The sequence below is a fragment of the Ornithinibacillus proteolyticus genome, from assembly GCF_039581225.1.
In the GTDB taxonomy this organism is placed as follows: Bacteria; Bacillota; Bacilli; order Bacillales; family Amphibacillaceae; genus Ornithinibacillus; species Ornithinibacillus massiliensis.
In genome coordinates this window covers 1-22,510 of sequence record NZ_JBCPXV010000047.1, presented here as the reverse complement: position 1 = coordinate 22,510, position 22,510 = coordinate 1, and the positions used below count along the sequence as shown (strand labels likewise).

Annotated in this window: 21 protein-coding genes and 1 pseudogene; 8 read left to right on the top strand and 14 right to left on the bottom strand. The window is 37.6% G+C overall.

The annotated features are described in order from the left end of the window. Positions 1 to 170: 170 nt before the first annotated feature. From AAIB49_RS16585 to cls, 3 genes are all read right to left on the bottom strand, one after another. On the bottom strand, positions 171 to 1,592 hold the full coding sequence (locus AAIB49_RS16585) for an alanine/glycine:cation symporter family protein (protein WP_343458654.1): 1,422 nt from the start codon (positions 1,590 to 1,592) through the stop codon (positions 171 to 173). Between the two features lie 189 nt (positions 1,593 to 1,781). Then, complete coding sequence (locus AAIB49_RS16580) at positions 1,782 to 2,297, bottom strand: acyl-CoA thioesterase (protein ID WP_339213038.1); 516 nt, start codon at positions 2,295 to 2,297, stop codon at positions 1,782 to 1,784. A gap of 181 nt (positions 2,298 to 2,478) precedes the next feature. Further along, positions 2,479 to 3,915 carry a cardiolipin synthase gene (gene cls / locus AAIB49_RS16575; RefSeq protein WP_343458653.1) on the bottom strand — a complete coding sequence of 479 codons (1,437 nt, stop codon included), beginning with the start codon at positions 3,913 to 3,915 and terminating at the stop codon, positions 2,479 to 2,481. Between the two features lie 139 nt (positions 3,916 to 4,054). On the opposite strand from cls, the gene AAIB49_RS16570 reads away from it, so the two are divergent. Next, entirely contained in the window at positions 4,055 to 4,612 is a 558-nt protein-coding gene (locus AAIB49_RS16570) for a Rossmann-fold NAD(P)-binding domain-containing protein (RefSeq protein ID WP_343458652.1), read from the top strand. Here AAIB49_RS16570 and megL read toward each other — a convergent pair. After that, complete coding sequence (gene megL / locus AAIB49_RS16565) at positions 4,584 to 5,798, bottom strand: methionine gamma-lyase (RefSeq protein WP_339213033.1); 1,215 nt, start codon at positions 5,796 to 5,798, stop codon at positions 4,584 to 4,586. The genes AAIB49_RS16570 and megL overlap by 29 nt on opposite strands. A gap of 165 nt (positions 5,799 to 5,963) precedes the next feature. Between megL and rarD the strand changes: the two genes are divergently transcribed. The 3 genes from rarD to AAIB49_RS16550 all read left to right on the top strand — a co-directional run bounded on the left by rarD (position 5,964) and on the right by AAIB49_RS16550 (position 8,822). Beyond that, positions 5,964 to 6,875 carry an EamA family transporter RarD gene (gene rarD, locus AAIB49_RS16560; protein WP_339213032.1) on the top strand — a complete coding sequence of 304 codons (912 nt, stop codon included), beginning with the start codon at positions 5,964 to 5,966 and terminating at the stop codon, positions 6,873 to 6,875. 408 nt (positions 6,876 to 7,283) lie between these two features. Next, on the top strand, positions 7,284 to 8,171 hold the full coding sequence (locus AAIB49_RS16555; protein ID WP_343458651.1) for an SGNH/GDSL hydrolase family protein: 888 nt from the start codon (positions 7,284 to 7,286) through the stop codon (positions 8,169 to 8,171). 21 nt (positions 8,172 to 8,192) lie between these two features. Next, a complete protein-coding gene (locus AAIB49_RS16550) occupies positions 8,193 to 8,822 on the top strand; it encodes a YpmS family protein (RefSeq protein ID WP_339213028.1) in 630 nt (209 codons plus the stop codon). A gap of 50 nt (positions 8,823 to 8,872) precedes the next feature. Here the strand turns inward: AAIB49_RS16550 and AAIB49_RS16545 are convergent, their stop codons facing one another. Next, complete coding sequence (locus AAIB49_RS16545; protein ID WP_343458649.1) at positions 8,873 to 9,487, bottom strand: hypothetical protein; 615 nt, start codon at positions 9,485 to 9,487, stop codon at positions 8,873 to 8,875. 226 nt (positions 9,488 to 9,713) lie between these two features. Here AAIB49_RS16545 and AAIB49_RS16540 point away from each other — a divergent pair, with 226 nt between their 5' ends. Further along, positions 9,714 to 11,336, top strand: coding sequence for an ABC-F family ATP-binding cassette domain-containing protein (locus tag AAIB49_RS16540; protein WP_211741111.1), 1,623 nt, complete (start codon positions 9,714 to 9,716; stop codon positions 11,334 to 11,336). A 76-nt stretch (positions 11,337 to 11,412) separates the two neighbouring features. On the opposite strand, the gene AAIB49_RS16535 is transcribed toward AAIB49_RS16540, so the two are convergent. Genes AAIB49_RS16535 through AAIB49_RS16525 form a run of 3 tightly spaced genes read right to left on the bottom strand, consistent with a single transcriptional unit; the run spans position 11,413 to position 13,966 of the window. Then, complete coding sequence (locus AAIB49_RS16535; protein WP_343458648.1) at positions 11,413 to 11,745, bottom strand: hypothetical protein; 333 nt, start codon at positions 11,743 to 11,745, stop codon at positions 11,413 to 11,415. Positions 11,746 to 11,793: 48 nt separating this feature from the next. Beyond that, a complete protein-coding gene (locus tag AAIB49_RS16530) occupies positions 11,794 to 12,738 on the bottom strand; it encodes an NAD-dependent epimerase/dehydratase family protein (protein ID WP_343458647.1) in 945 nt (314 codons plus the stop codon). A 37-nt stretch (positions 12,739 to 12,775) separates the two neighbouring features. Beyond that, a complete protein-coding gene (locus AAIB49_RS16525) occupies positions 12,776 to 13,966 on the bottom strand; it encodes a glycine C-acetyltransferase (RefSeq protein WP_343458646.1) in 1,191 nt (396 codons plus the stop codon). A 325-nt stretch (positions 13,967 to 14,291) separates the two neighbouring features. Between AAIB49_RS16525 and AAIB49_RS16520 the strand changes: the two genes are divergently transcribed. Continuing rightward, complete coding sequence (locus tag AAIB49_RS16520) at positions 14,292 to 14,426, top strand: hypothetical protein (RefSeq protein WP_255488067.1); 135 nt, start codon at positions 14,292 to 14,294, stop codon at positions 14,424 to 14,426. A gap of 57 nt (positions 14,427 to 14,483) precedes the next feature. Here AAIB49_RS16520 and AAIB49_RS16515 read toward each other — a convergent pair whose 3' ends face one another. The 6 genes and pseudogenes from AAIB49_RS16515 to groES form a co-directional block, all read right to left on the bottom strand. Further along, on the bottom strand, positions 14,484 to 15,242 hold the full coding sequence (locus AAIB49_RS16515) for a 3D domain-containing protein (protein WP_343458645.1): 759 nt from the start codon (positions 15,240 to 15,242) through the stop codon (positions 14,484 to 14,486). 236 nt (positions 15,243 to 15,478) lie between these two features. Next, positions 15,479 to 17,362: an oligopeptide ABC transporter substrate-binding protein gene (opp4A, locus tag AAIB49_RS16510; RefSeq protein ID WP_343458644.1), complete on the bottom strand. Its 1,884-nt coding sequence runs from the start codon at positions 17,360 to 17,362 to the stop codon at positions 15,479 to 15,481. Positions 17,363 to 17,553: 191 nt separating this feature from the next. After that, on the bottom strand, positions 17,554 to 18,462 hold the full coding sequence (locus AAIB49_RS16505) for an ABC transporter permease subunit (protein WP_186868246.1): 909 nt from the start codon (positions 18,460 to 18,462) through the stop codon (positions 17,554 to 17,556). A 30-nt stretch (positions 18,463 to 18,492) separates the two neighbouring features. Beyond that, positions 18,493 to 19,254, bottom strand: a pseudogene (locus AAIB49_RS16500) (ABC transporter permease); the annotation flags it as partial. Further along, entirely contained in the window at positions 19,229 to 20,866 is a 1,638-nt protein-coding gene (gene groL, locus AAIB49_RS16495; RefSeq protein ID WP_343458643.1) for a chaperonin GroEL, read from the bottom strand. The pseudogene AAIB49_RS16500 and the gene groL, both read right to left, overlap by 26 nt. Positions 20,867 to 20,913: 47 nt before the next feature. After that, complete coding sequence (gene groES, locus AAIB49_RS16490) at positions 20,914 to 21,198, bottom strand: co-chaperone GroES (RefSeq protein WP_186869093.1); 285 nt, start codon at positions 21,196 to 21,198, stop codon at positions 20,914 to 20,916. 251 nt (positions 21,199 to 21,449) lie between these two features. On the opposite strand from groES, the gene AAIB49_RS16485 reads away from it, so the two are divergent. Both AAIB49_RS16485 and AAIB49_RS16480 read left to right on the top strand, forming a co-directional pair. Continuing rightward, positions 21,450 to 22,163: a CPBP family intramembrane glutamic endopeptidase gene (locus tag AAIB49_RS16485; RefSeq protein WP_339217109.1), complete on the top strand. Its 714-nt coding sequence runs from the start codon at positions 21,450 to 21,452 to the stop codon at positions 22,161 to 22,163. A 6-nt stretch (positions 22,164 to 22,169) separates the two neighbouring features. Then, complete coding sequence (locus tag AAIB49_RS16480) at positions 22,170 to 22,370, top strand: YdiK family protein (RefSeq protein ID WP_186869095.1); 201 nt, start codon at positions 22,170 to 22,172, stop codon at positions 22,368 to 22,370. The last annotated feature ends 140 nt before the right edge of the window (positions 22,371 to 22,510 follow it).

Sequence of the window (22,510 nt, the reverse complement as noted above, 5' to 3'; positions counted from 1 at the left end):
CTCCTTCTTCGGTGAGATTTAGTGGTCGGGAAACCAACTTTATCTTACCATGAAGTGAGGCTTTTTTGTCCCACGCTGAAAGCTTTCCGGAACCCCTCGCATAGCAAGGGGTTTTCAAAAACATTAAAAAAATAGACATCCGCCTCATGACGAATGTCTATCCAATTACGCTATTCTTTTCCTTTCACCTGTCCAGGTTCCCAAAATTCAACTCCACTTGGATCATCCAATATTTCGCGATTAAATACAGGATCCTTCCCTGCACGACGCTGCTCACGGTAATCCCGTAATACAACATGCACAATTTTATAGAGCTTCGTGATTGCATACAGGTTGATTAATGCCATAATCGCCATCGTTAAATCTGCTAGTGCCCAAACAAAGTCAAAGCTCGCTAATGCACCAAAAGCAACCATTGCTAATACTGCCAGACGATACACAAATAACCATCCTGGGCTATCTTTAATATAGCCAATATTACTTTCACCATAATAGTAATTCCCTAATATAGAGCTATAAGCAAAGAGGAATATCGCAATCGCAATAAAGATTCCTGACCAATCACCAACATGCTGCGTAAAGGCGTTCTGTGTTAGTTGGATTCCATCTAATTTACTGCCAGCATAATCACCTGCAGTAATAATGATAAATCCTGTTGCTGTACAAATTAGTAACGTATCAAAGAATACTCCTAATGCTTGGATTAATCCTTGTTTTACCGGGTGAGACACTTCTGCTGTCGCGGCAGCATTAGGTGCACTCCCCATACCTGCCTCATTCGAGAATAATCCACGTTTAATTCCCATCATGATTGCTGCACCAAATCCACCACCAGCAACCTCTCGTAAACCAAATGCATTAGCAAATATAAGGGATATGATTTCAGGAATTGCGTCAATATTGATAAGTACAACATAAAAAGCAATCAGTAAATAGATGGTAGCCATAACTGGAACGATTACTTGCGACACATTCGCAATACTTTTTAAACCGCCAAAAATAACTAATGCTACTAAAACTAATAATACAATTGCCATGGTAGATCCTGAAATATGAAACTGATCATCAAACGCAAGGCTAATCGTATTCGATTGCACAGAGTTGAATACGAGCCCATATGTAAATGTTATCGTAATCGCAAATATGATCCCTAACCAACGGCTTTTGAGGCCTTTTTCCATATAGTAAGCAGGTCCACCACGATATTGGCTCTTTTCTGGAACCTTATATACTTGAGCTAACGTACTTTCTACAAAGCCTGATGCCGCTCCTAATAAGGCAATGACCCACATCCAAAATATTGCTCCAGGGCCACCAATGGCAACAGCTGATGCTACCCCAGCAAGGTTACCGGTTCCAACTCTAGATGCTGCACTTATTGCAAATGCCTGGAATGAAGATGTACCTTTCTTACCCGAGGCATTTATGCTCCGCTTGTCAAAGATAACCCGGAACATTTCTGGAATATTAATAAATTGAACAAGTTTCGTTCGTATTGTAAAATACAAGCCTAATCCAATTAATACAATAATAAGTACATATGACCATAAAATATTATTAGCTTCACCAACTAAATTTTCAATAAACGTCATCATGTAACCCCTTTCTCTTCTGTCTTAGCTACATACTTATGCTTAGGATAACCAATTATGAGAATTTCCCTCACAATAAAGAAAGAAGCCCTATAAAAATAGGCTCCTTTTCTAATGCTAAGCAGGAAAGATTATTACACTTTCCTATCTGCCTAGAAACACACATAATATAATTTTACTGTAAGATGTCTAATTATTCCACGGATATGATGTTCCAAACTTGTCGGCGAATTCTCTAGAATACTTTCTTCGCTCTTTACGACGCTCTGCACGTAAAGAGGCACCTTCATATAACAGCTTCTCTGATTCAGTCTCTGGGTAAACCTCCGGTACGGGTACAGGGCGTAGATTTTCATCCACCGCTACAAAGGTTAAAAAGGCTGTCGCACATACTTTACGCTTCCCTGTAAGCAGGTCTTCTGTTACTGCTTTTACGAATACTTCCATCGATGTATTACGTGTCCAAGTGACAAATGCTTCTACACATATAGAGTTACCTTGCTTTACAGGCTCTAAAAAGTCAACAGAGTCCGTAGAAGCTGTAACTACCGCTTTACGGCAATGGCGAACCGCTGCAATTGCTGCGACATCATCAATATGAGCCATTAACGTACCACCGAATAATGTGCCATGATAATTGGTATCTGGTGGTAATACATGAGATGTCTTAACTGCTAATGAACTTGAACATGGTTTTTTTTCCAATTGAACATCACTCCAAAAGTTAGTTAACGAATATAGAAGAATCCTTTTTTATTAATTAAACGGTAAACCTTCCTCAGTCAGACCCTTGCGTACGATAATAAGAAACTAGATAGGACCCCGTGCTGATTCTAGCCATCTTTTTACGTTTCATAAGCAAATCATAATTGTACGATTACATTTCTTATAGTATTGGTGAGAGTAATCTTGATACTGATTCTTTTATTCGTATTCCAAACGAACGTTTGTTGTAGAGTTTACTTGTCATTTGTGTGGAGTTCTCTACATCCTCATGAAAGGCTTCAACCAGCTTTGCTGCCAGGGTACGGTCATACAGAAAAGCATTTACTTCAAAATTCAAACGGAAGCTTCTCACGTCAATATTCGCCGTTCCAACAGAAGCAATTTTGCCATCTACCACAATTGTTTTTGAATGTAGAAAACCTTTTTGATAAATATAAACCTCTGCACCCGCTTGTAACATGTCTCCTACATAGGAAAGCGTTGCCCAATATACAAATGGGTGGTCTGGCTTATTCGGAATCATAATTTTCACTTTAACACCAGATAAGGCTGCAATTCGAATCGCATCTCTTAAGCTTTCATCCGGGATAAAGTAAGGAGTTTGAATATAGACGTACTTTTTAGCGGACAAAATCATTTTTATATAACCATTTTTGATCTGCTCCCAGTTCGAATCTGGACCACTGGAAACAATTTGAACACCTGCTTCACCCTTTGGAACAGAAGCATAGTATCGCTTATCATAATGAATATCCTGCTTCGAAGCCTGGTTCCAATCTAGGATAAAACGAGTCTGCATACTCTGAACTGCATCACCGATAATTCGAAGATGCGTGTCACGCCAATAACCAAACTTCTTACTCTTGCCCAAATACTCATCGCCAATATTAAATCCACCGATGTAACCTACTTTCCCATCAATAATAGCTAGCTTTCTGTGATTGCGATAATTGAGCTTGAAATTAATTTTCGGAATCAATGATGGGAAAAATGCCTCTAATTGTACCCCAGCTTTTCTGAGAACTTTCATATACTTTGGTCTTAAGGAACGAGTACCAAGAGCATCATATAGCACCCTAACTTCTACACCTTCTTTTGCCTTTTTGAGAAGCATATTGGCAATCTGTAAACCTAATTCATCATGACGAATAATGTAATATAATAGATGAATATGGTCTTTTGCGCGTTCCATATCATCAAGTAATGACTTGAACTTCTCTTTTCCATCCACAAATATGTCGATGGCATTATTTTGAGTTAATATCGCATCATCATTTCGTAAATGTAAATAGTACAAGTCCTTATACTCTTCTAATTCATTAAAAACAAATTGATCATTTTCAATCGCTCTTAGCTGGGACTGAACCGTCTTCTTCACACCAAGCTTAGATTTTGCATCCCATGTGAAGATACGCTTTCCGCTTAATCGTCTTCCAAAAATCAAATACAAGAAGAACCCAGCAATTGGTATGAAAAGCAATACCATGAGCCATGCCCATGTGGCCGAAGCATCTTTACGCTCTAGGAAAACAATTGATATTCCTAGTGCAATGTTAAACAATATAATCGCAAATAATAAATATGGCATGAATTCCATACCAATTACCCCTTTATCTAAATAAAATTAATTCGAATCACCAAACTAATGAACATAAGTAACTATAGCATACTTCTTGTAGGTTCGTTTATACAGAACCATTCATTATATAATAATATAACAGAAGGGGGATAAAAGCATGACTAAAAATTTATTTGCTATTGTTATCGGTGGAACAGGAATGCTAGAGAGGGTTTGTCACTTTCTCGCAGAAGAAGGTTATGATGTGTATGTTGTGCATCGAAATAAAAATAAGTTTCAAGCTATGCAAGGAAGATGCCTCTTTCCCCATAAGCTTTATTCCATCTCGGTTGATTACCATGATGAAGCTGCACTTCAAAAAAAGATACAAGAAGCAATCCAACTAAAAGGTGGGTATCCCGATCTAATCGTTAGCTGGATTCATAATTCCGCTCCCCATGCATTACCAACGATTTTAAAGGTAGTAAAAGAGAGAAAGAAACCTTGGAAATTAATTCACGTACAAGGAAGCTCTTCTTTCTTTGTAAAGGAAAACACGACTGTACCCGATAATTGTGAATACAGACGTGTTTATTTAGGCTTTGTATTAGAAAATAGAATTTCCAGATGGCTCACACATGAGGAGATCGCAAGTGGTGTCATCAAAGTGATTAAGCACGATTATCGAGAAACTGTCATCGGGACCCTTAAGCCTTGGAGTAAGCGTCCGAGTTAATCTTGATTTGATTAAGTGCTTGCTCCAAATCCGCCCAGATGTCCTGCCAAGCCTCTAATCCAACTGACAAGCGTATTAATTGATCGGTAACTCCCATCTTTTCTCTAGATTCTTCGGGAACAACGGCATGGGTCATCGTTGCGGGATGCTCAATTAATGTTTCGGTATCGCCAAGGGAAACGGCAATCTTTAAAAAAGATAGATGGTTTAGAAAGGCTTGCGCATCTTTCTTTGTCCCTTTTAATGAAAATGAAATGACTCCCCCGCCACGCCTCATCTGTTTTTTCATAATAGGATAATCTGGGTGAGAATCATCATTTGGATAATATACGGTAGAAACATTAGGGTGCTCCTTTAAACGCTTCACTATTTCCTCGGCATTCGTACAATGACGTTCCATCCGAACAGGTAATGTTTTCAACCCTCTTAACAATAACCACGCATCAAATGGTGCTATAACACCACCGATATCCTTTAACGTAGTCATTGCGATTTCATCTAATAAATCCTTCTTTCCTACTGCTAGGCCTGCAATGACATCTCCGTGCCCACCTATATATTTCGTTGCACTATGAAGCACTACATCACAGCCTAAATCTAATGGATTTTGTAAATAAGGTGATGCAAACGTATTGTCTACAACAACTACTATGTCATTTTCTTTTGCAACTCTTGCTACCATCTCTAAATCAATCAGCCTCATTGTCGGATTAATAGGTGTCTCCACATAGATACAGACTGTTTCAGGCTTAATCTTAGAACGAATCGCCTCCTCAGTCTCCATGCTGGAAAAATCATGTGTAATATTATATTTTTCTTTCATCATGGTTAATAATCCAAATGTACATCCATACAGTCCTGAAGAACAAAGGACATGATCATTTGCCTTCGTTAAGGCAATTAATATAGCTGATATCGCGGCCATTCCTGAGCTAAATGCCAGCCCCCGCTCCCCATTTTCAAGTTCAGCAATTCTTTCTTCTAAAATGGTTACGGTTGGATTTCCTAGTCGAGAATAAATGTACCCATCCTCTTCCCCCGCAAAGCGCCTTTCCCCTTGCTCTGCTGATTCAAATGTGTAGGTCGAGGTTTGAAATAATGGTGGGGTAAGGCTTCCTAACATCTCTTTTGTATCATATCCCCCATGAATAACAGACGTTTCCATATATTTATACGAGCGTGCCATACTTCTCCTCCTCATCTTTAACTTGATACGGAATCTACTACTATCATATTCTATTACCCCAGATTATGAAAGCGTTTTCTTTTTTATTTCTCCTAAGCCTTTTAATTGCCTTTTTATACAATCAGTTCTAATATTAGTAATTATTTGAAGAAAAGAAGGGTTAACATGGAGCAGAAATCTGATAAAATTGGCATGCTATATGCGGTGTTTGCATATGTAGTTTGGGGACTGCTTCCGATTTATTGGAAGTTAGTTGAGGATGTACCAGCAGGGGAAATTTTGGCACACCGGATTGTTTGGTCCTTTGTTTTTATGATAGTTGTTGTACTTTCAATGCGTAAATGGCAGGGGCTTGGGACAGAATGGAAACGGATAATAAAGGATAAGAAAAAACTCATTAGTATTACATTAGCTTCTGTTGTCATTAGCTTGAACTGGCTCGTCTATATCTGGGCCGTAAATAGTGAGCATATGCTACAAGCTAGTCTAGGATACTACATTAATCCACTGGTTAGTATTTTACTAGCGATTATCGTACTAAAGGAAAGGCTAACTAAAAGTCAAACCGTATCTGTTATCTTAGCAGGAGTTGGCGTTTTATATCTGACCGTGAGCTATGGTGTCTTTCCTTGGGTATCCTTATTCTTAGCCGTTAGTTTTGCATTATATGGTTTATTTAAGAAAATGGTTGATATTCCTGCCATGTATGGGCTAACCATTGAAACGTTGATTATTACACCTATTGCGCTTATCTATCTATTTCTTATACCGGAGAATTCATTTTCTGTGCAGGATATTACATCTATGAAAAATCTCCTTTTAATCGGTGCTGGTGCGATGACGGCTATCCCATTGCTATTGTTTGCCAGTGGTGCTAAACGGATACCATTAGCAATGGTCGGCATCCTTCAGTATATCGCACCAACCTTAATGTTGTTGATTGGCGTATTTATCTATCATGAAACATTTACCAGGGAGCATCTTATTGCCTTTAGTTTCATCTGGCTCGCATTAGTTATCTATCTAGGATCCATTTACCGATTCCCAATGCGAAAAATGAAAATGCGTGATCGTTAAAATTTCAATTGACATAGTCTTTCTGTGCCGCTAATTTAAGATGCAAATCAATAGAATGCATACGTTCCGTAGCTTTTTTATGGCAAAAAACAAGTAATGATTTATTAAGAGCTATTCAAAACGATAACGTATTATATTTACCATCATGTCTTCTATGTAGGACATGATGGTTTCCTAATTTTATACGATAAATGGAGATAAAAAAATTCTTCCCGGACAAAAAATGTACATTTTTGTAACAAGCTCGGCAAATGTCGATTGATTAAATTTGACAATTTTCTCTTCCACTTTTAAAACAATGAAAAAATGGGTATATATAATAAAATCAGTAGATTTGTATTTTAGGCTTTCATACACTAATGTAAAAGCAAATTGCATACAAAATCGAACTAATATAGGTGTGTTTACATGAAAAAAAAGACAATCATCATGATTATGACACTTGCTTCCATATTTGTCTTAGCTTGTGTGTTGGGACTATATCGTGCACAGCTATCCTCCCCTACCTCTCCTGTAGAGCGTGCCGAAAATGTGGACGCGACTAATCAGGAAACATCAGAACCAGAGGTAGCAGAGGATATCCCTAATGAAGCAGCCCATACTCCTTTTACTGAATTTAGTAAAGAATTTAAAGCTGCGATTCAAAGTACGATTAACTTCTTTTCCAAACAAGAAAGCCATATTGTTGCGATTGGTGATTCCTTAACACAAGGAGTTGGAGATAGTACCAAACAAGGTGGATATGTTGGCATTTTAGATAGTCAACTAAATGCTGATGCTAATCTTGTAACTTTTGACAACTATGGGAAACGGGGTAACCGAACAGATCAATTGCTTAAACGTATAGATGAGCCCGAAATAGTAAAATCACTTAAACGTGCTGACATTGTGATTATGACGATTGGTGCAAATGATATTATGCAAGTATTAAAGGAAAATTTTACGAATATCACCTATGAAGCCTTTTCTAAAGAAAGAGTTAATTATGAAAAACGTTTACACCAAATATTTGCAAAGCTCGAGGAGCTAAATCCAAATGCATCAGTTTATCTCGTTGGTTTTTATAACCCGTTTCAACAATATTTCGAGCATATCAAAGAGCTGGATATGATTGTTGATAATTGGAACCATACAAGTGAACAAGTTGCGAAGGAAGCTGGTGCAACCTTTATCCCTACAAAGGACATTTTCATCAGTACAGAAGTTAATTTATTTGCAGACGATCATTTTCACCCGAATGATATCGGATATAAACTGATAGCAGAAAGAATATTAAACTATTTAGTTAGAGAATAGCTTGTTAGAAGGTGGAGCAGTATGGAACAAGAAAAACCGAATAAAAATTTATGGAAAAGCTCCTTTATAGCTCTACTCCTGTTGAATTTTTCCGTGCTAGTCATTATTGCCTTATTAATTTTTTGGCCAGTTGAACGATCAAAAGTTCCAGCCGGAGAGCATCAAACAACCCAAAACAGTTCTGAGTTTATCATAAGAACAACCAAGAAGAACTTAAATGAGCTCATTAATGCGTATATGTATGAGTATATGAAAGACTCCAAGCATAAATATAGTGTTTCTTTAGAGGAGGATGTGCAATTAGTTGGGGAATTACCCGTATTCTCCACAACAGTTCCACTATCTATCCGCCTAGAGCCATTAGTGCAAGATAATGGGGATGTCGTTCTAAAGCAAAAGTCGATTTCATTAGGCTTGCTGGAGCTCCCAAATAAAAAGGTCATGGAGTATATGAGTGAATACTTGCCTATGCCAGACTGGGTCACAATTAACCCGGACGATGAAGAAATCTACGTAGCCGTCACTCAAATGGATATTAAGAGCAACTTCCATGTCAGTGTCGAACAGATGGATTTAGAAGCAAATAACCTCTCATTTAAACTAAAAGTACCATATGAAACACTAGGCATAGAGACCTTTTTAAGTAAATAGACAGAAAGGGCCGATTCCCCTAATCCAGTAGGGAAATCGGCCCTTTATATTTATCTACTAAAGACTAATTGCTTTACTTTTTTAGAAACCAAATGAATTAATGATTGCTTCGGTAAATCGAGTACTTCCTCTCTCAGCTGATGCTTCGGATAGTCACCTAATCTACCTTGATATAGTAACTTTAATTCCGTATTTTCTCTTAAATCAGATGGTGTCACCAAATTGGTTGGCTTTGATAGCTTAAAAGAATCGGTATCCTGCATAACGGTTGCAACGAATTGGGAACAGAAAAACGCATTTTTTCTACGAATCTCAATTTTAAAGGCAATACCTAATAACCCAATAAAGTTATATTTATAGTCTGCGGAACGCTTTTCAATCTCTTTTATATGATGGCGTATTTGCACATATTCTAGTTCAGTTACATTTAATGCATAGATCGCACTATTAGCGTGTTTTAAAAATTCACCTCTAATATCTTCCCGAACAAAGCCACCACTAAACGGATTCTTTGGATTAACACGTCCGAAGCTATATACTTCTTTTAACTCATGATCAAAACCAATTGACACATGATTTAACGACTTATTTGTATATAAGTTAATCATTCTTGAAAGGTATGTCCCAGTATCTGTAAAGATAAAGTAGATAGTCCTTTCTCTCATGTTTTCCCCTCCACTCAGGACTTTCACCGAGCTTTTTTCTCATACCAACCACTCAAAAAACGGATATACCAAAACTTTACCGAAAAAACAACAAATATACAAGACAAATTTACAATTTAATTTATTGAATACTGGTAAATAGTAGATAAATCAAGGTTTTGCATTGACTAACGCCTTTAAATTTCGTAAGCTTACGATAGTAATATTATTGGAGGAAAACTTATACATGATAACTGTAACGAATGTAAGTTTACGATATGGCGATAAAAAGTTGTTTGAAGATGTTAACTTAAAATTTACACCTGGCAATTGCTATGGCGTAATTGGCGCTAACGGTGCAGGAAAATCTACATTTCTAAAGATCCTCTCCGGTGAAATTGAGCCCCAGACCGGAAATGTATCCATGTCTCCTGGTGAACGTTTAGCTGTACTAAAACAGGATCACTTCGCTTATGAAGATCATCCTGTATTAGAAACTGTATTAATGGGACATGAAAAACTATATGCCGTAAAGCAAGAAAAAGACCAAATTTATATGAAAGCTGAATTCACAGAAGAAGACGGCATGCGTGCTGCTGAACTTGAAGGCGAATTTGCTGAAATGAACGGTTGGGAAGCTGAATCGGATGCTGCAATTCTTCTTAAGGGACTTGGTATTGAAGAAGAGCTTCATAGTAAGTTAATGTCCGATTTAACGGAAGAACAAAAAGTTAAAGTTTTACTAGCACAAGCACTATTCGGCAACCCTGATATTCTTTTATTAGATGAGCCTACAAACGGATTAGATATTCAAGCCATTCAATGGTTAGAAGAATTCTTAATAAACTTCGAGAATACGGTTATTGTCGTATCACACGATAGACACTTTTTAAATAAAGTATGTACGCACATTGCAGATGTTGACTATGGAAAGATCCAAATATATATCGGAAACTATGATTTCTGGTATGAGTCTAGCCAATTAGCTAGCAGAATGGCACAGGAAGCGAACAAGAAGAAGGAAGAAAAAATTAAAGAACTACAAGCCTTCATTGCACGATTTAGTGCTAACGCGTCTAAGTCTAGGCAAGCAACATCCCGTAAGAAAATGCTTGATAATATCACGTTAGACGATATTAAGCCATCATCTAGAAAATACCCTTATATTGCCTTCACACCAGAGCGAGAAATCGGAAATGACCTACTTCGTGTCGAAGGTTTAACCAAAACCATTAATGGAGAAAAGGTATTAGATAACGTTAGCTTTATCATGAACAAGGACGACAAGATTGCCCTAGTCGGTAAAAATGATATTGCTAAAACAACGCTATTTAAAATTTTGGCAGGAGAAATGGAGCCAGACGCAGGTACGTATAAATGGGGCGTTACCACATCCCAATCCTATTTCCCGAAAGATAACAGTGAGTATTTCCAAAATGGTGATTTGACCCTTGTTGATTGGTTGCGCCAGTTCTCACCTGAGGACGAAACCGAAACATTCCTACGTGGGTTCTTAGGAAGAATGCTATTCTCCGGTGAAGAAGCACTGAAGAAGGCAAACGTGCTTTCCGGAGGGGAAAAAGTGCGTTGTATGCTATCAAAAATGATGCTATCTAAAGCGAATGTATTATTATTAGATGATCCAACTAACCACCTAGACTTAGAGTCTATCCAAGCATTAAACAATGGTCTAATTAAGTTTAAAGGTTCAATCCTATTCACTTCTCATGACCATCAGTTCATCGATAGTATTGCTAATCGCCTAATCGATATTACCCCTAACGGAATTATCGATAAAGAAATGAGCTACGATGAATACGTACAAGATAAAGAATTACAGAAACGCATTAAAGAGATGTATGCAAGTTAATAGATAGTTAATGAACCGAGCCCCCTGCGTTGTTGCAGGGGGGTTTTTATATGTTGGCTTCCGTTTTCTAGTGCATCTAATGGTGACTTGGGAGTATGTGTGACTTATTGGATTTATGTATTCCTGATTCGGGCGTATGTATTTCTTCTTTGGGGACATCTTTTTCGTAATTGGGCTTATCTTCTTCCCATTTGGGTCCATCTTTCTTCCACTCGGGCTTATCTTTTTCTCTTTTGGGCTCATCTATTCCCCATTTGGGCTCATCTTTTTCTCTTTTGGGCGCATCTCCTTCCCACTCAGGCTCATCTCTCCCAGTTGGGCTCATCTTTTTCCCATTTGGGTCCATCTTTCTCCCACTCGGGCTCATCTTTTTCCCATTTGGGCGCATCTCCTTCCCATTCGGGCTCATCTCCCCCCAAAAAAAGCGCCCCCACATCCGTGAGAGCGCTCCACTAAATTATTTTAACTTTTCTTCCACTTTCTCTAGCATTTCCTTTGTCATATTGTCTATATCATATTTTGCTTTGAATCCCCATTCCGCTTCTGCTGCTGAGGAATCGATGCTGTTTGGCCAGCTGTCGGCAATTTTTTGTCTGACAGGGTCTACATCAAAGGTTAATTGGAATTCTGGAATATGCTTTTGTATTGCTTTGGCAAAATCCATCGGTTCCGCTGAAATAGCAGAAATATTAAATGCATTACGATGTACTAGCTTAGTAGGATCAGCTTCCATTAATTGAACAATGGCATCAAGGGCATCTGGCATAAACATCATGTCCATGTAGGTGCCTTCTGCTATATACGACGTGTATGCTTTTTGTTTAATCGCTTCATAATAAATTTCCACTGCGTAATCGGTTGTACCACCGCCAGGAGGGGCTACATACGAAATTAATCCTGGAAAGCGTACCCCCCGTGTATCGACACCATAACGTTCAAAATAATAATCGCAAAGTAGCTCACCTGCTACTTTGTTTACACCATACATTGTTGTAGGTCTTTGTAAGGTTTCCTGTGGGGTACTGTCCTTCGGTGTTGTAGGTCCGAATGCGCCAATTGAACTTGGTGTAAAGAACTGTAAATTAAGCTCTCGGGAAACTTCCAAGGCATTCACAAGTCCACCCATATTAATATCCCATGCAACTTTCGGCATTTTCTCAGCGGTTGCTGATAAAAGTGCTGCCAGATGCATGATTGTGTCTACCTGGTAGTCCTTTGCTACCTCATATATACGCTTCTCATCCGTTACATCTACTACTTCAAATGGACCTTTTTCGCTTTCTTCTTCTGAATAACGAATGTCTGTTGAAACTACATTTGCGACCCCATATATACTTCTTAGCTTCGTAACCAGCTCTGAGCCAATTTGTCCTCGAGCACCTGTAACAAGTATCTTTTTCATCGGTTTCTCCTCTATTCAAAAATCTAAAAGATGCAAATTATATTAATCCCATATCTTTTCCTACTTTTTCATAGGCGCTAATAGCCTCATCGAGCATTTCCTTCGTATGTGCTGCAGTTGGCATATTGCGTACACGCCCAGTCCCTCTAGGTACCGTTGGGAATACGATTGACTTAGCATAAACTCCTGCTTCGAATAATCGTTTACTAAACTCTTGCGCTGCTTTTTCTTCGCCAATGATACAAGGAGTAATCGGAGTTTCACTGTCCCCAATATCAAAGCCTAATTTTTTCAGACCAGCTTTTAAATAATTTCCATTTTCCCACAGCTTGTCATGTAATTCTGTACTTTCCATTAGAATCTCAACAGCCTTTTTACTTGCTGCAGCATCTGCTGGAGATACAGCAGTGGAGAATAAAAATGGACGAGAACGTACTTTTAACCAATCAATTAGATTTGCCTTACCAGCAACATATCCTCCGATAACACCAATGGCTTTGGAGAGCGTACCCATTTGGAAATCCACTTTATCTTGTAATCCAAAATGCTTCACTGTACCTGCACCTTTTCCTAGTACACCAGATCCGTGTGCATCATCGACATACGTAATTAAATCAAATTCTTCCGCAATCTCTACGATTTCCGGAAGCTTCGCTACATCCCCATCCATTGAGAATACGCCGTCGGTAATTACCATTATTTTATTATATTGACCAGATTCAACCGCTGCTTTCGCCTTCTGACGTAAATCATCCATATCGGAATGTCCAAAGCGAATAATTTTGGCTCTAGATAGACGACATCCATCAATGATAGATGCATGGTTTAATTCATCAGAAAGGATGGCATCATGTTTGTCCATTACAGCAGAAATAGCAGCCATATTACAGTTAAAACCAGATTGATACGAAATAACAGCTTCAGTACCTTTAAATTCAGCTAATTTCTTCTCTAGTTCTATATGCAAGTCCAAAGTACCATTGATTGTACGAACGGCACCAGCACCTACACCATGGGATTTTACTGCCTCTTGAGCTACTTTCTTGAGCCTCTCATCAGTTGCTAGCCCTAGATAGTTGTTAGAAGAAAGATTGATTAAGCTTTTCCCATTAATCGTAATAACCGGTCCGTTAGCACCTTGTACTGGATCTATTTCATTGTAAAGTCCATTTGCTTTTAGATCAGATAAGTTTTCATTTAAAAATCTATCTAATATTTTACTACTCATTTGGAAATACCTCCTATTTATAGAAAATCATTTTTTGTAAGCGTTACCATATAGTTAATCATATTAAGTTTATCATAAGATGCTTTAAATGTTTAGGAAGATACACATTCAAAAACGTTGTTAAGATAAACACTTAAATATAAGTAATGTAGCCTTTTTAAATGGGCTATCTTCATAAAAATTTTTCAAGCTTTTTTCCTTTCTTTCCTATTAATACACTCATTTGCAATATTTACCGGAGATTAAATATAAATTGTCATTGTCTATCCCATAGACTATCTATTATACTAGCATTATGGGACATAACATGATGGAGGAATCAGCTGTGAGAAAGATATTAGTTGCCCTATTTCTTATGATCGTAATTGGGTTTGGTATTGTAGGTATTAACCAGCAATTAATAGAGCCTGAAGAAATGATTCAAACCAATAACCCAAATTCTATTCAAACACAATCTTGAAATAAAAAAATGGAAGCATCGATTATAATGCTTCCATTAGTTGTTACTCTTCTTTATTTATTCCACAATTGTTACATTTACTTCTCTAACTCCCCAATCAAAGGCTTCTTCTTTAGTTGGGAGATGAATATCGATTCGATTTCCTTTAATTGCACTACCGATGTCACCAGCAATTGCGTATCCGTATCCTTCAACATACACTTTAGACCCTAACGGAATCACATCCGGATCTACTGCAATTACTTTTGCATTTCTATCCTCATTTAAGTTAATCCCGGTATAAGTAATACCTGTACACCCGTCACATTCAGCGGTATATGCAGTAGCTACTACGCTTAATGTTTTACCTTCCGGCTGGTCATCATTCGTATTACTTTCTTCTTCACTTGCTGTACTTGATTTCACTTCAGTTGGTTGAATAGAATTAGCAGCAGCAACTTCCTTCTCTTCTGCTTTCTCATCTTCTTCCTCTTCAGCCTGCTTTATTATTAGTTCTTGCCCAACTAATATTAAATCTGAAGTAAGCTTATTCCATTCTTTCAACTCTTCCACAGATACACTATTTTCCTCCGAGATTCCAAAGAGTGTATCTCCCTTTTCTACTAAATATTTCTTATAGATTGCTATTTGTTGTTTTGGATAGATTATATCAGTGTCTAGTTCGTTCAATTCATATAATGATTCTACGGTTGTTTCGTACTCGTTTGCAATTCCCCATAGTGTATCACCTTCTACTACTTCATACTCAAGTGCCGAAGTGCTTAGTGGAGATGCAAACATTAATCCTGCAGCTATAGTTGCTACAATCGTCTTCATAGTAGTCCCTCCTTATTTTTCGGACAAAGCCTATCCTAACACAGGTTAATAGACTGTGCCGTTACAAGACTTTTAAAAGTCTGTTACAAGGATTGCCAAAACTACTATGTTTTATTACAAAAGTTATAGATTTAAGTCAATATTACTAGATTAGTACTTTAGTACGGTCTATATTACGTGAAAATTACATAGAAAAACGAAGAAGCACTTAAGCTTCTTCGTCTTCTTATAAATTATTAGTTACCATCTTTGAATGGCTCTTCTTGTGTAACAGCTAGCTCATGAAGTCCCATTGTGCTACCACGCTCAATTGTATAGTTAAGAACACGGTTGTTAACAGGGACTAACTCAGCACGGTATAGTGTAGGGAATACTGGGATATCCTCTACCATTAGTTCTTGCCATTGCTTATAAATGTCCTGACGATATTCAACATCAAAGGCGTTTAATGAATTACCCTCTAAAAGTAATTCTGTACTCTTCTCACTTTCATAGCGTGGGAAGTTAAAGATTTGGTCTGGTCCGTATAATCCATAAGGGTTTACATCTGTACCAGTTCCCCAAGCACCTTGATAAATATCAATTTCAGGGTCGTCATCTCCTTTTTCACCTACACGCTCATAGAAAGAGTTGAATTCTAGAAGACGACCGTCAATTAATTGAACATTTAGACCAACATTTTTCCAAGATTGGATATAGTATTGTGATAGTGGTTCCGCAACATCTCCACCTGACATTGAAGCAAAGTTAATTACTAGCTCCTCACCATCTGGAGTTTCACGGAATCCATCTCCATTAACATCCTCATATCCAGCCTCATCTAAAATTCGGTTAGCTTCGTCTGGATCAAATGTTGGTGTTTCAATAGTTGGGTCATGGTAATCGCCGAATGGAGGAATGATTAGTGTCGTTGCATTCCAACGTAATCCATTATAGAATTGTTTACCTACTGCATCATTATCAACGGCATACCACATTGCACGTCGTAAGTTTACATCTGCCATTTTCTTATCGGGATCCATAACAACTTTCTTCTCTTCTTTATCCCAATGTCCTAGCTTGAATCCAATATACGTATACGATAACTCTGTTCGGCCTAACCATTCAATGTTAGTCAAATTAGCGTTATCTACAAATTGATCAGATGGAAAGCTATTAACCATATCTACATCGCCAGTTTTTAATGCCTGAACAACTGTATCTGGATTTACAACCTTTAATACTACTTGATCTAAGTTTGGTTCTCCACGCCAGTAATCTTCAAACTTTTCATACACTACTGATTCACCAGGCACGATACTCTTCACTTTAAATGGTCCCATACCTACTGGGTTTTTACGAACTAAATCATGTTCTTCCATTTCTGCTACAGGAATATCTTTAAATAAATGTTTAGGCATTGCGTAAGGCCATACACCACCTGTTAGTAAGGATGGTTGAGACTCTTTATACGTAATCTTTAATGTTTTTTCATCAACAATTTCGATACCTGAGATTGTATCTGCTTCACCAGCATTGTCCTCATCCATACCGATAATACCAGAGAAGTCTGGGCCGTAACGAACACCTGGATAATCCGGGTGACCAATGACTTCAAATGAATATGCCCAGTCTTCCGCTTTTACAGGCTCACCATCATGCCAATTAACATTGTCACGAATCTCAAATGTAAACGTTACACCATTAGGATATTCATCGGTTTCATAAGGCTCTGTTTCGAATGTTGCAGCCCCATCATTAGTGTAAGTAAAGGTATCGTCTATTGATAGTAACGGCTCGTCAAACCAACTAATTACAACAAAATCAGGGTTACCTGAATAGAAATTATAGTTTAAAGTACCTTCAAATACTGTATCAGATACTAAACCATAATTAAGTGTTCCACCTTGAATGGCTTCCCCTTCATTGGTTTTCGTTAAAGCGAAATCCTCGATGTTGAACAACCCATCGTCCTCTGCAGGTTCCTCATCATCTTTGTCACCATCTTGACCCTCATCTTTAGAAGTATCTGGATCATCTTTCGGATCTTCATTAGCTGTGTTGCCACTACATGCAGCTAATACTAATAGTAAAGAAAGCATTAGTGCAAATAGCCACTTTGTTAAGTTTGTCTTGCTCATGCTAAATACCCTCCCTTTTTTTAAACCCTTTTATTTGTCGAATATTTCGACAATTTATACTCAACATTAACACAACCTTTGTGTTAATGTAGGTAACAATCATTAGTTTTTTACCCTACCAATCTTCTAAGCCTCACCCCCCTATAATGTGCTGACATGATGACTCGTTTAAGTAAAGCTTCAACTATAAATTATCCTCTTCTTTGACGTGCATCTGTTGCACGTTTCAATGCCTGACCAACGTTATTAACACATAACATTAATAGGAGAATCATTACAGAAGCTGGTACCCATATCCACCACCTAAATTCCAATGTTTGTGGGTTTCTTGCATAACTTAGTAATGTTCCTAAACTAGGTGTGTTTTCTGGAAAACCAAATCCTAAGAAGGAAAGACCAGATTCTAATCCAATATTAGAAGCTAAATTTAATGTCATGGTTACAATAATCAAAGAGCTACAGTTTGGTAGCAAATGCTTAAATATAATTTTTACATTTGATGTACCTAGTGTTTTCGCTGCTTGAATATAATCTAATTCCTTCTCCTGCAATGCTTTTGATCTAATTAATCGGGCGATTCCCATCCATAGAAAGGCCGTCATGATAAGTGAAAATGTAACAATACTATATTTCGGTACAATTGCAACGAATGTAATTACAATCATGGTAAATGGTAAGATTAAGAAGAAATCTAGGATACGCATCATGACGTTATCGATATGCCCGCCAAAATAACCAGAAGCTAATCCAAATATAACTCCAATAAGTCCTGTTAACACTGTTACAATGATTGCAATCGAAAGTGAATTTCGTGTACCGATAATTAACTGTCCAAATACATCTCGACCACCATAATCAGTTCCTAGTATAAAATCTTCTCCAGGTGGTTCATATATTGCAAATAAATCAACCTTTACAATTTCGTCTTGATCCAGTACAATGGATACTCCGTAAACAAATACGGTAATACCTACTAAGAATATTAAAGAAATTAATGCCAGCTTATCTCTGACCAATTCTCTCCAAATTATGCTAAAACCTGATGGACTCTTGATTACTTCCTTTGATTTCACTTCTACATTTGCTGCATTTGCTTCCACATTTTTCACCTCACTATATACCTCTAAAATTTATTTAATACGAATTCTCGGATCAATTAGACTCAAGATAATATCTGAAAGTAAAGCACCCATGACAGAAGCTACACCGAATAATAAAGTCGTAGCTGTCACGACACTGTAATCCCTTAGGCTAATCGATTCTATTAACAATTGCCCCATCCCAGGATATCCAAAGATATTTTCAATAAAGATAGAGCCACCAATTAGTCCAGTAATTTCAAATCCGAAAAATGCTGCTATTGGTAATAGTGAGTTTCGCAAAATATGGCGATTATAAACTCGTTGTTCAGAAGCACCTTTAGCTCTTGCAAGTAAAATAAAATCCTTTTGTTTCGTATCAACTATCTCATTTCGTAGATATTGAATCGTACTGTATGTTGTAATAAGTGCCATTGATAATGCTGGTAATAACAAATGATATAATTTACTCATAAAATAATCGAACGTTCCAGGTTCTAGACCTGGGGTGACACTTCCACTAGTTGGGAACCATTGCAACTGGAACCCGAATATCCAAAGCATTACTAGTGCAAAGATAAACAGTGGCGTTGCAAACCCAACATATGAATAACCAGTAATTAGCTGATCCCTAAACGTATCATTATATCTTCCACTTGTAATCCCTAGTGGTATCGCAATTAAATAGGTAAAAATTAACGTTGCTACCGATAACCAGAATGAATTAACAATTCGCTGTCCAATTAATTCGGTAACGGGCATTTTAAAACGGAAGGACTGACCAAAATCACCTTGTAACACTCCTCCGACCCATTCCACCCATATCCGGCATTCCGCCGCCACCAGCAGGGTTTTCTTCAGGAATGTCTGCTACTACTGCTTCAGTAGTTAGGAACATAGCCGCTACAGATGCAGCGTTTTGTAATGCAGAACGAGTAACTTTAGTTGGGTCAACGATACCAGCGTTGAACATGTTTACCCATTCGCCAGTTGCTGCGTTGTAACCAATTCCAACTTCTTCGCCTTTTAGACGTTCTACAATAACAGATCCTTCTAGACCAGCATTGTGAGCGATTTGACGAACTGGTTCTTCTAGAGAACGAAGAACGATTTTCGCACCTGTTGCTTCGTCACCTTCAAGGTCTAGACCAGCAACTTTGTTGTATACGTTCACTAGTGCAGTACCACCACCAGAAACGATACCTTCTTCAACTGCAGCACGAGTTGAGTTTAGTGCGTCCTCGATACGTAGTTTGCGCTCTTTTAATTCTGTTTCAGTTGCAGCACCAACTTTGATTACTGCTACACCGCCAGCTAATTTAGCAAGACGTTCTTGTAATTTTTCTTTATCGAATTCAGAAGTAGTTTCTTCAGCTTGTGCACGGATTTGAGATACACGAGCAGAGATTGCTTCTGGGTTACCTGAACCTTCAACAATAGTAGTATGTTCTTTTGTTACCACTACTTTAGAAGCAGTACCTAATTGTTCGATTGAAGCACTCTTAAGCTCTAAGCCAAGATCTTCAGTAATTACTTGACCACCAGTTAAGATAGCAATATCTTCAAGCATTGCTTTACGACGATCACCGAATCCTGGAGCTTTAACAGCTACAGCATTGAATGAACCGCGAAGTTTGTTTAATACTAATGTTGCAAGAGCTTCCCCTTCAACATCTTCAGCAATTAATAGAAGTGGCTTACCTTGTTGAACAACTTGCTCAAGAACTGGTAAGATTTCTTGGATATTGCTGATTTTCTTATCTGTAATTAGGATATAAGGATTTTCTAGAACAGCTTCCATTTTATCTTGGTCTGTTACCATGTAAGGAGAAGCATATCCACGGTCAAATTGCATACCTTCTACTACTTCAAGCTCAGTAGTGAATCCTTTTGATTCTTCAATTGTGATAACACCATCGTTACCAACACGTTCCATAGCTTCAGCGATTAAGTGACCTACTTCATCGTCTGCAGCAGAAATTGCAGCAACTTGCGCAATAGATTCTTTACCTTCGATTGGTTTTGAAATAGCTTGTAATTCTTCAACAGCAGTTGTTACAGCTTTTTCAATACCACGGCGAATACCTACAGGGTTTGCACCGGAAGTTACGTTTTTAAGACCTTCACGGATCATTGCTTGTGCAAGAACTGTTGCAGTTGTAGTACCGTCACCAGCAACATCATTTGTTTTGGAAGCAACTTCAGAAACAAGCTTTGCACCCATATTTTCAAATGCATCTTCTAATTCGATTTCTTTTGCGATTGTAACACCATCATTCGTAATTAAAGGTGAACCGAATTTTTTATCTAAAACAACGTTACGACCTTTAGGTCCTAATGTTACTTTTACAGCATTTGCTAATGTATCTACACCGCGAAGCATTGCGCTACGTGCGTCTTCACTAAATTTGATTTCTTTAGCCATCTTGAAATGCCCTCCTTAAATTTTCATTTATTTATCGATAATATTAATTAGTTAACTACTGCTAAAATATCACTTTCACGTAGAATTAAGTATTCAGTTCCATCGTACTTTACTTCAGTTCCAGCGAATTTAGAGAAGATGATACGGTCTCCTTCTGAAACTTCAAGTGCAACTCTTTCTCCACCATCAGTTACACGACCAGTGCCTACTGCAACAACGCGACCTTCTTGTGGCTTTTCCTTTGCAGAGTCTGGAAGTACGATACCGCTTGCAGTCTTTTCTTCTTGTTCAACAAGCTCGATAACAACACGATCTCCTAGTGGTTTAATCATGAAGATAACCTCCTTAATTCCTTTTTGATATAGTTTAATCATTTGTTAGCACTCTCTAAACCCGAGTGCTAATTCCAATTAATATAATAAATAAAAATGTGATGTTTTGCAAGTATAGAGTTGTATATTTTTTTAAAAAAACTTGTCCGAGATGATTCTATTATTATCCACCGCTTGAATATGATAAAATACACAGGAATCAGTTTGTCGCTAATACTATAAAACATGTAGACTTTAAGGAGCTGAATCTATTGCCTAAACGATACTGGTGGGTCATTCTTACTTATATAGCTATGCAACTTTCAGGAGGTTTTTTTCGCCCCTTACTGCTTCGACTTTTTCCTGCTCATCAACTCGAAGCTCTAATCTTTTATTCCATCTTTAGTTTTACAATTGGTTTAATTATTGTTTTAATATTAATGAAACCTGATATGCAGATGTCCCAGACTAGAAGTAAGTGGTTTACAAGTGATGTGATAGGATGGACTGTATTAGGAGTCTTCTTGGCTTATTTCGCTCAAGGTATTGCGACCATGATAGAAATGAATGTATTTGGTATCCGAACAGGTTCTGAAAATACACAAGCAATCATGCAGATTACGAGGACCGTTCCATTATTCGCGATTGTACCTGCAATTATTGCACCAATATTAGAAGAAGTGATTTTCCGAAAGATTATTTTTGCTTCGTTATATAAACGTACTAATTTCTTTATTGCGGCGTTAATTTCCGCACTCATTTTCGGGATTATTCATGGTGAACCTGAGCACATTCTAATATACGCATCAATGGGATTTGTATTTGCATTTCTATATGTGAAAACGAAAAAAATCATTGTTCCGATTATTGTTCACATGACGTTAAATTCTATTTCCGTCATCTACCAATACTCGCTTACACCAGAACAAATTGAACAGATTGAACAGCAATGGAATCAGGTACAAATGATTCTAATCGGAGGTTAATTATTTATGAGAATTACCGCAAGGACCTTGGCACTTATATACTTTACGATGGGAGTCTTTTTTATTTATGTTGCAATTTCTTTTGCAGAAGAAACGGTTTTTAATTTCATGACCATTCTGCTAGCTATTTTTGCTACATTAGACTTCGGTGCTGGGATTCGTTATATGCGACTGCATTATAAGTTAAAGAATATAAAAAAGAAATAATTATATGGATAGTAAGAGGCTGGGACAAAACCCCAGTAAATAATTAAAGACGTAGCGCTAACCATTTAAAATGGTAAGTGCTACGTCTTTTTTAATATTCTTACTCTTTTTAGTAAACAAAAAGGACACCCTCTGATAAA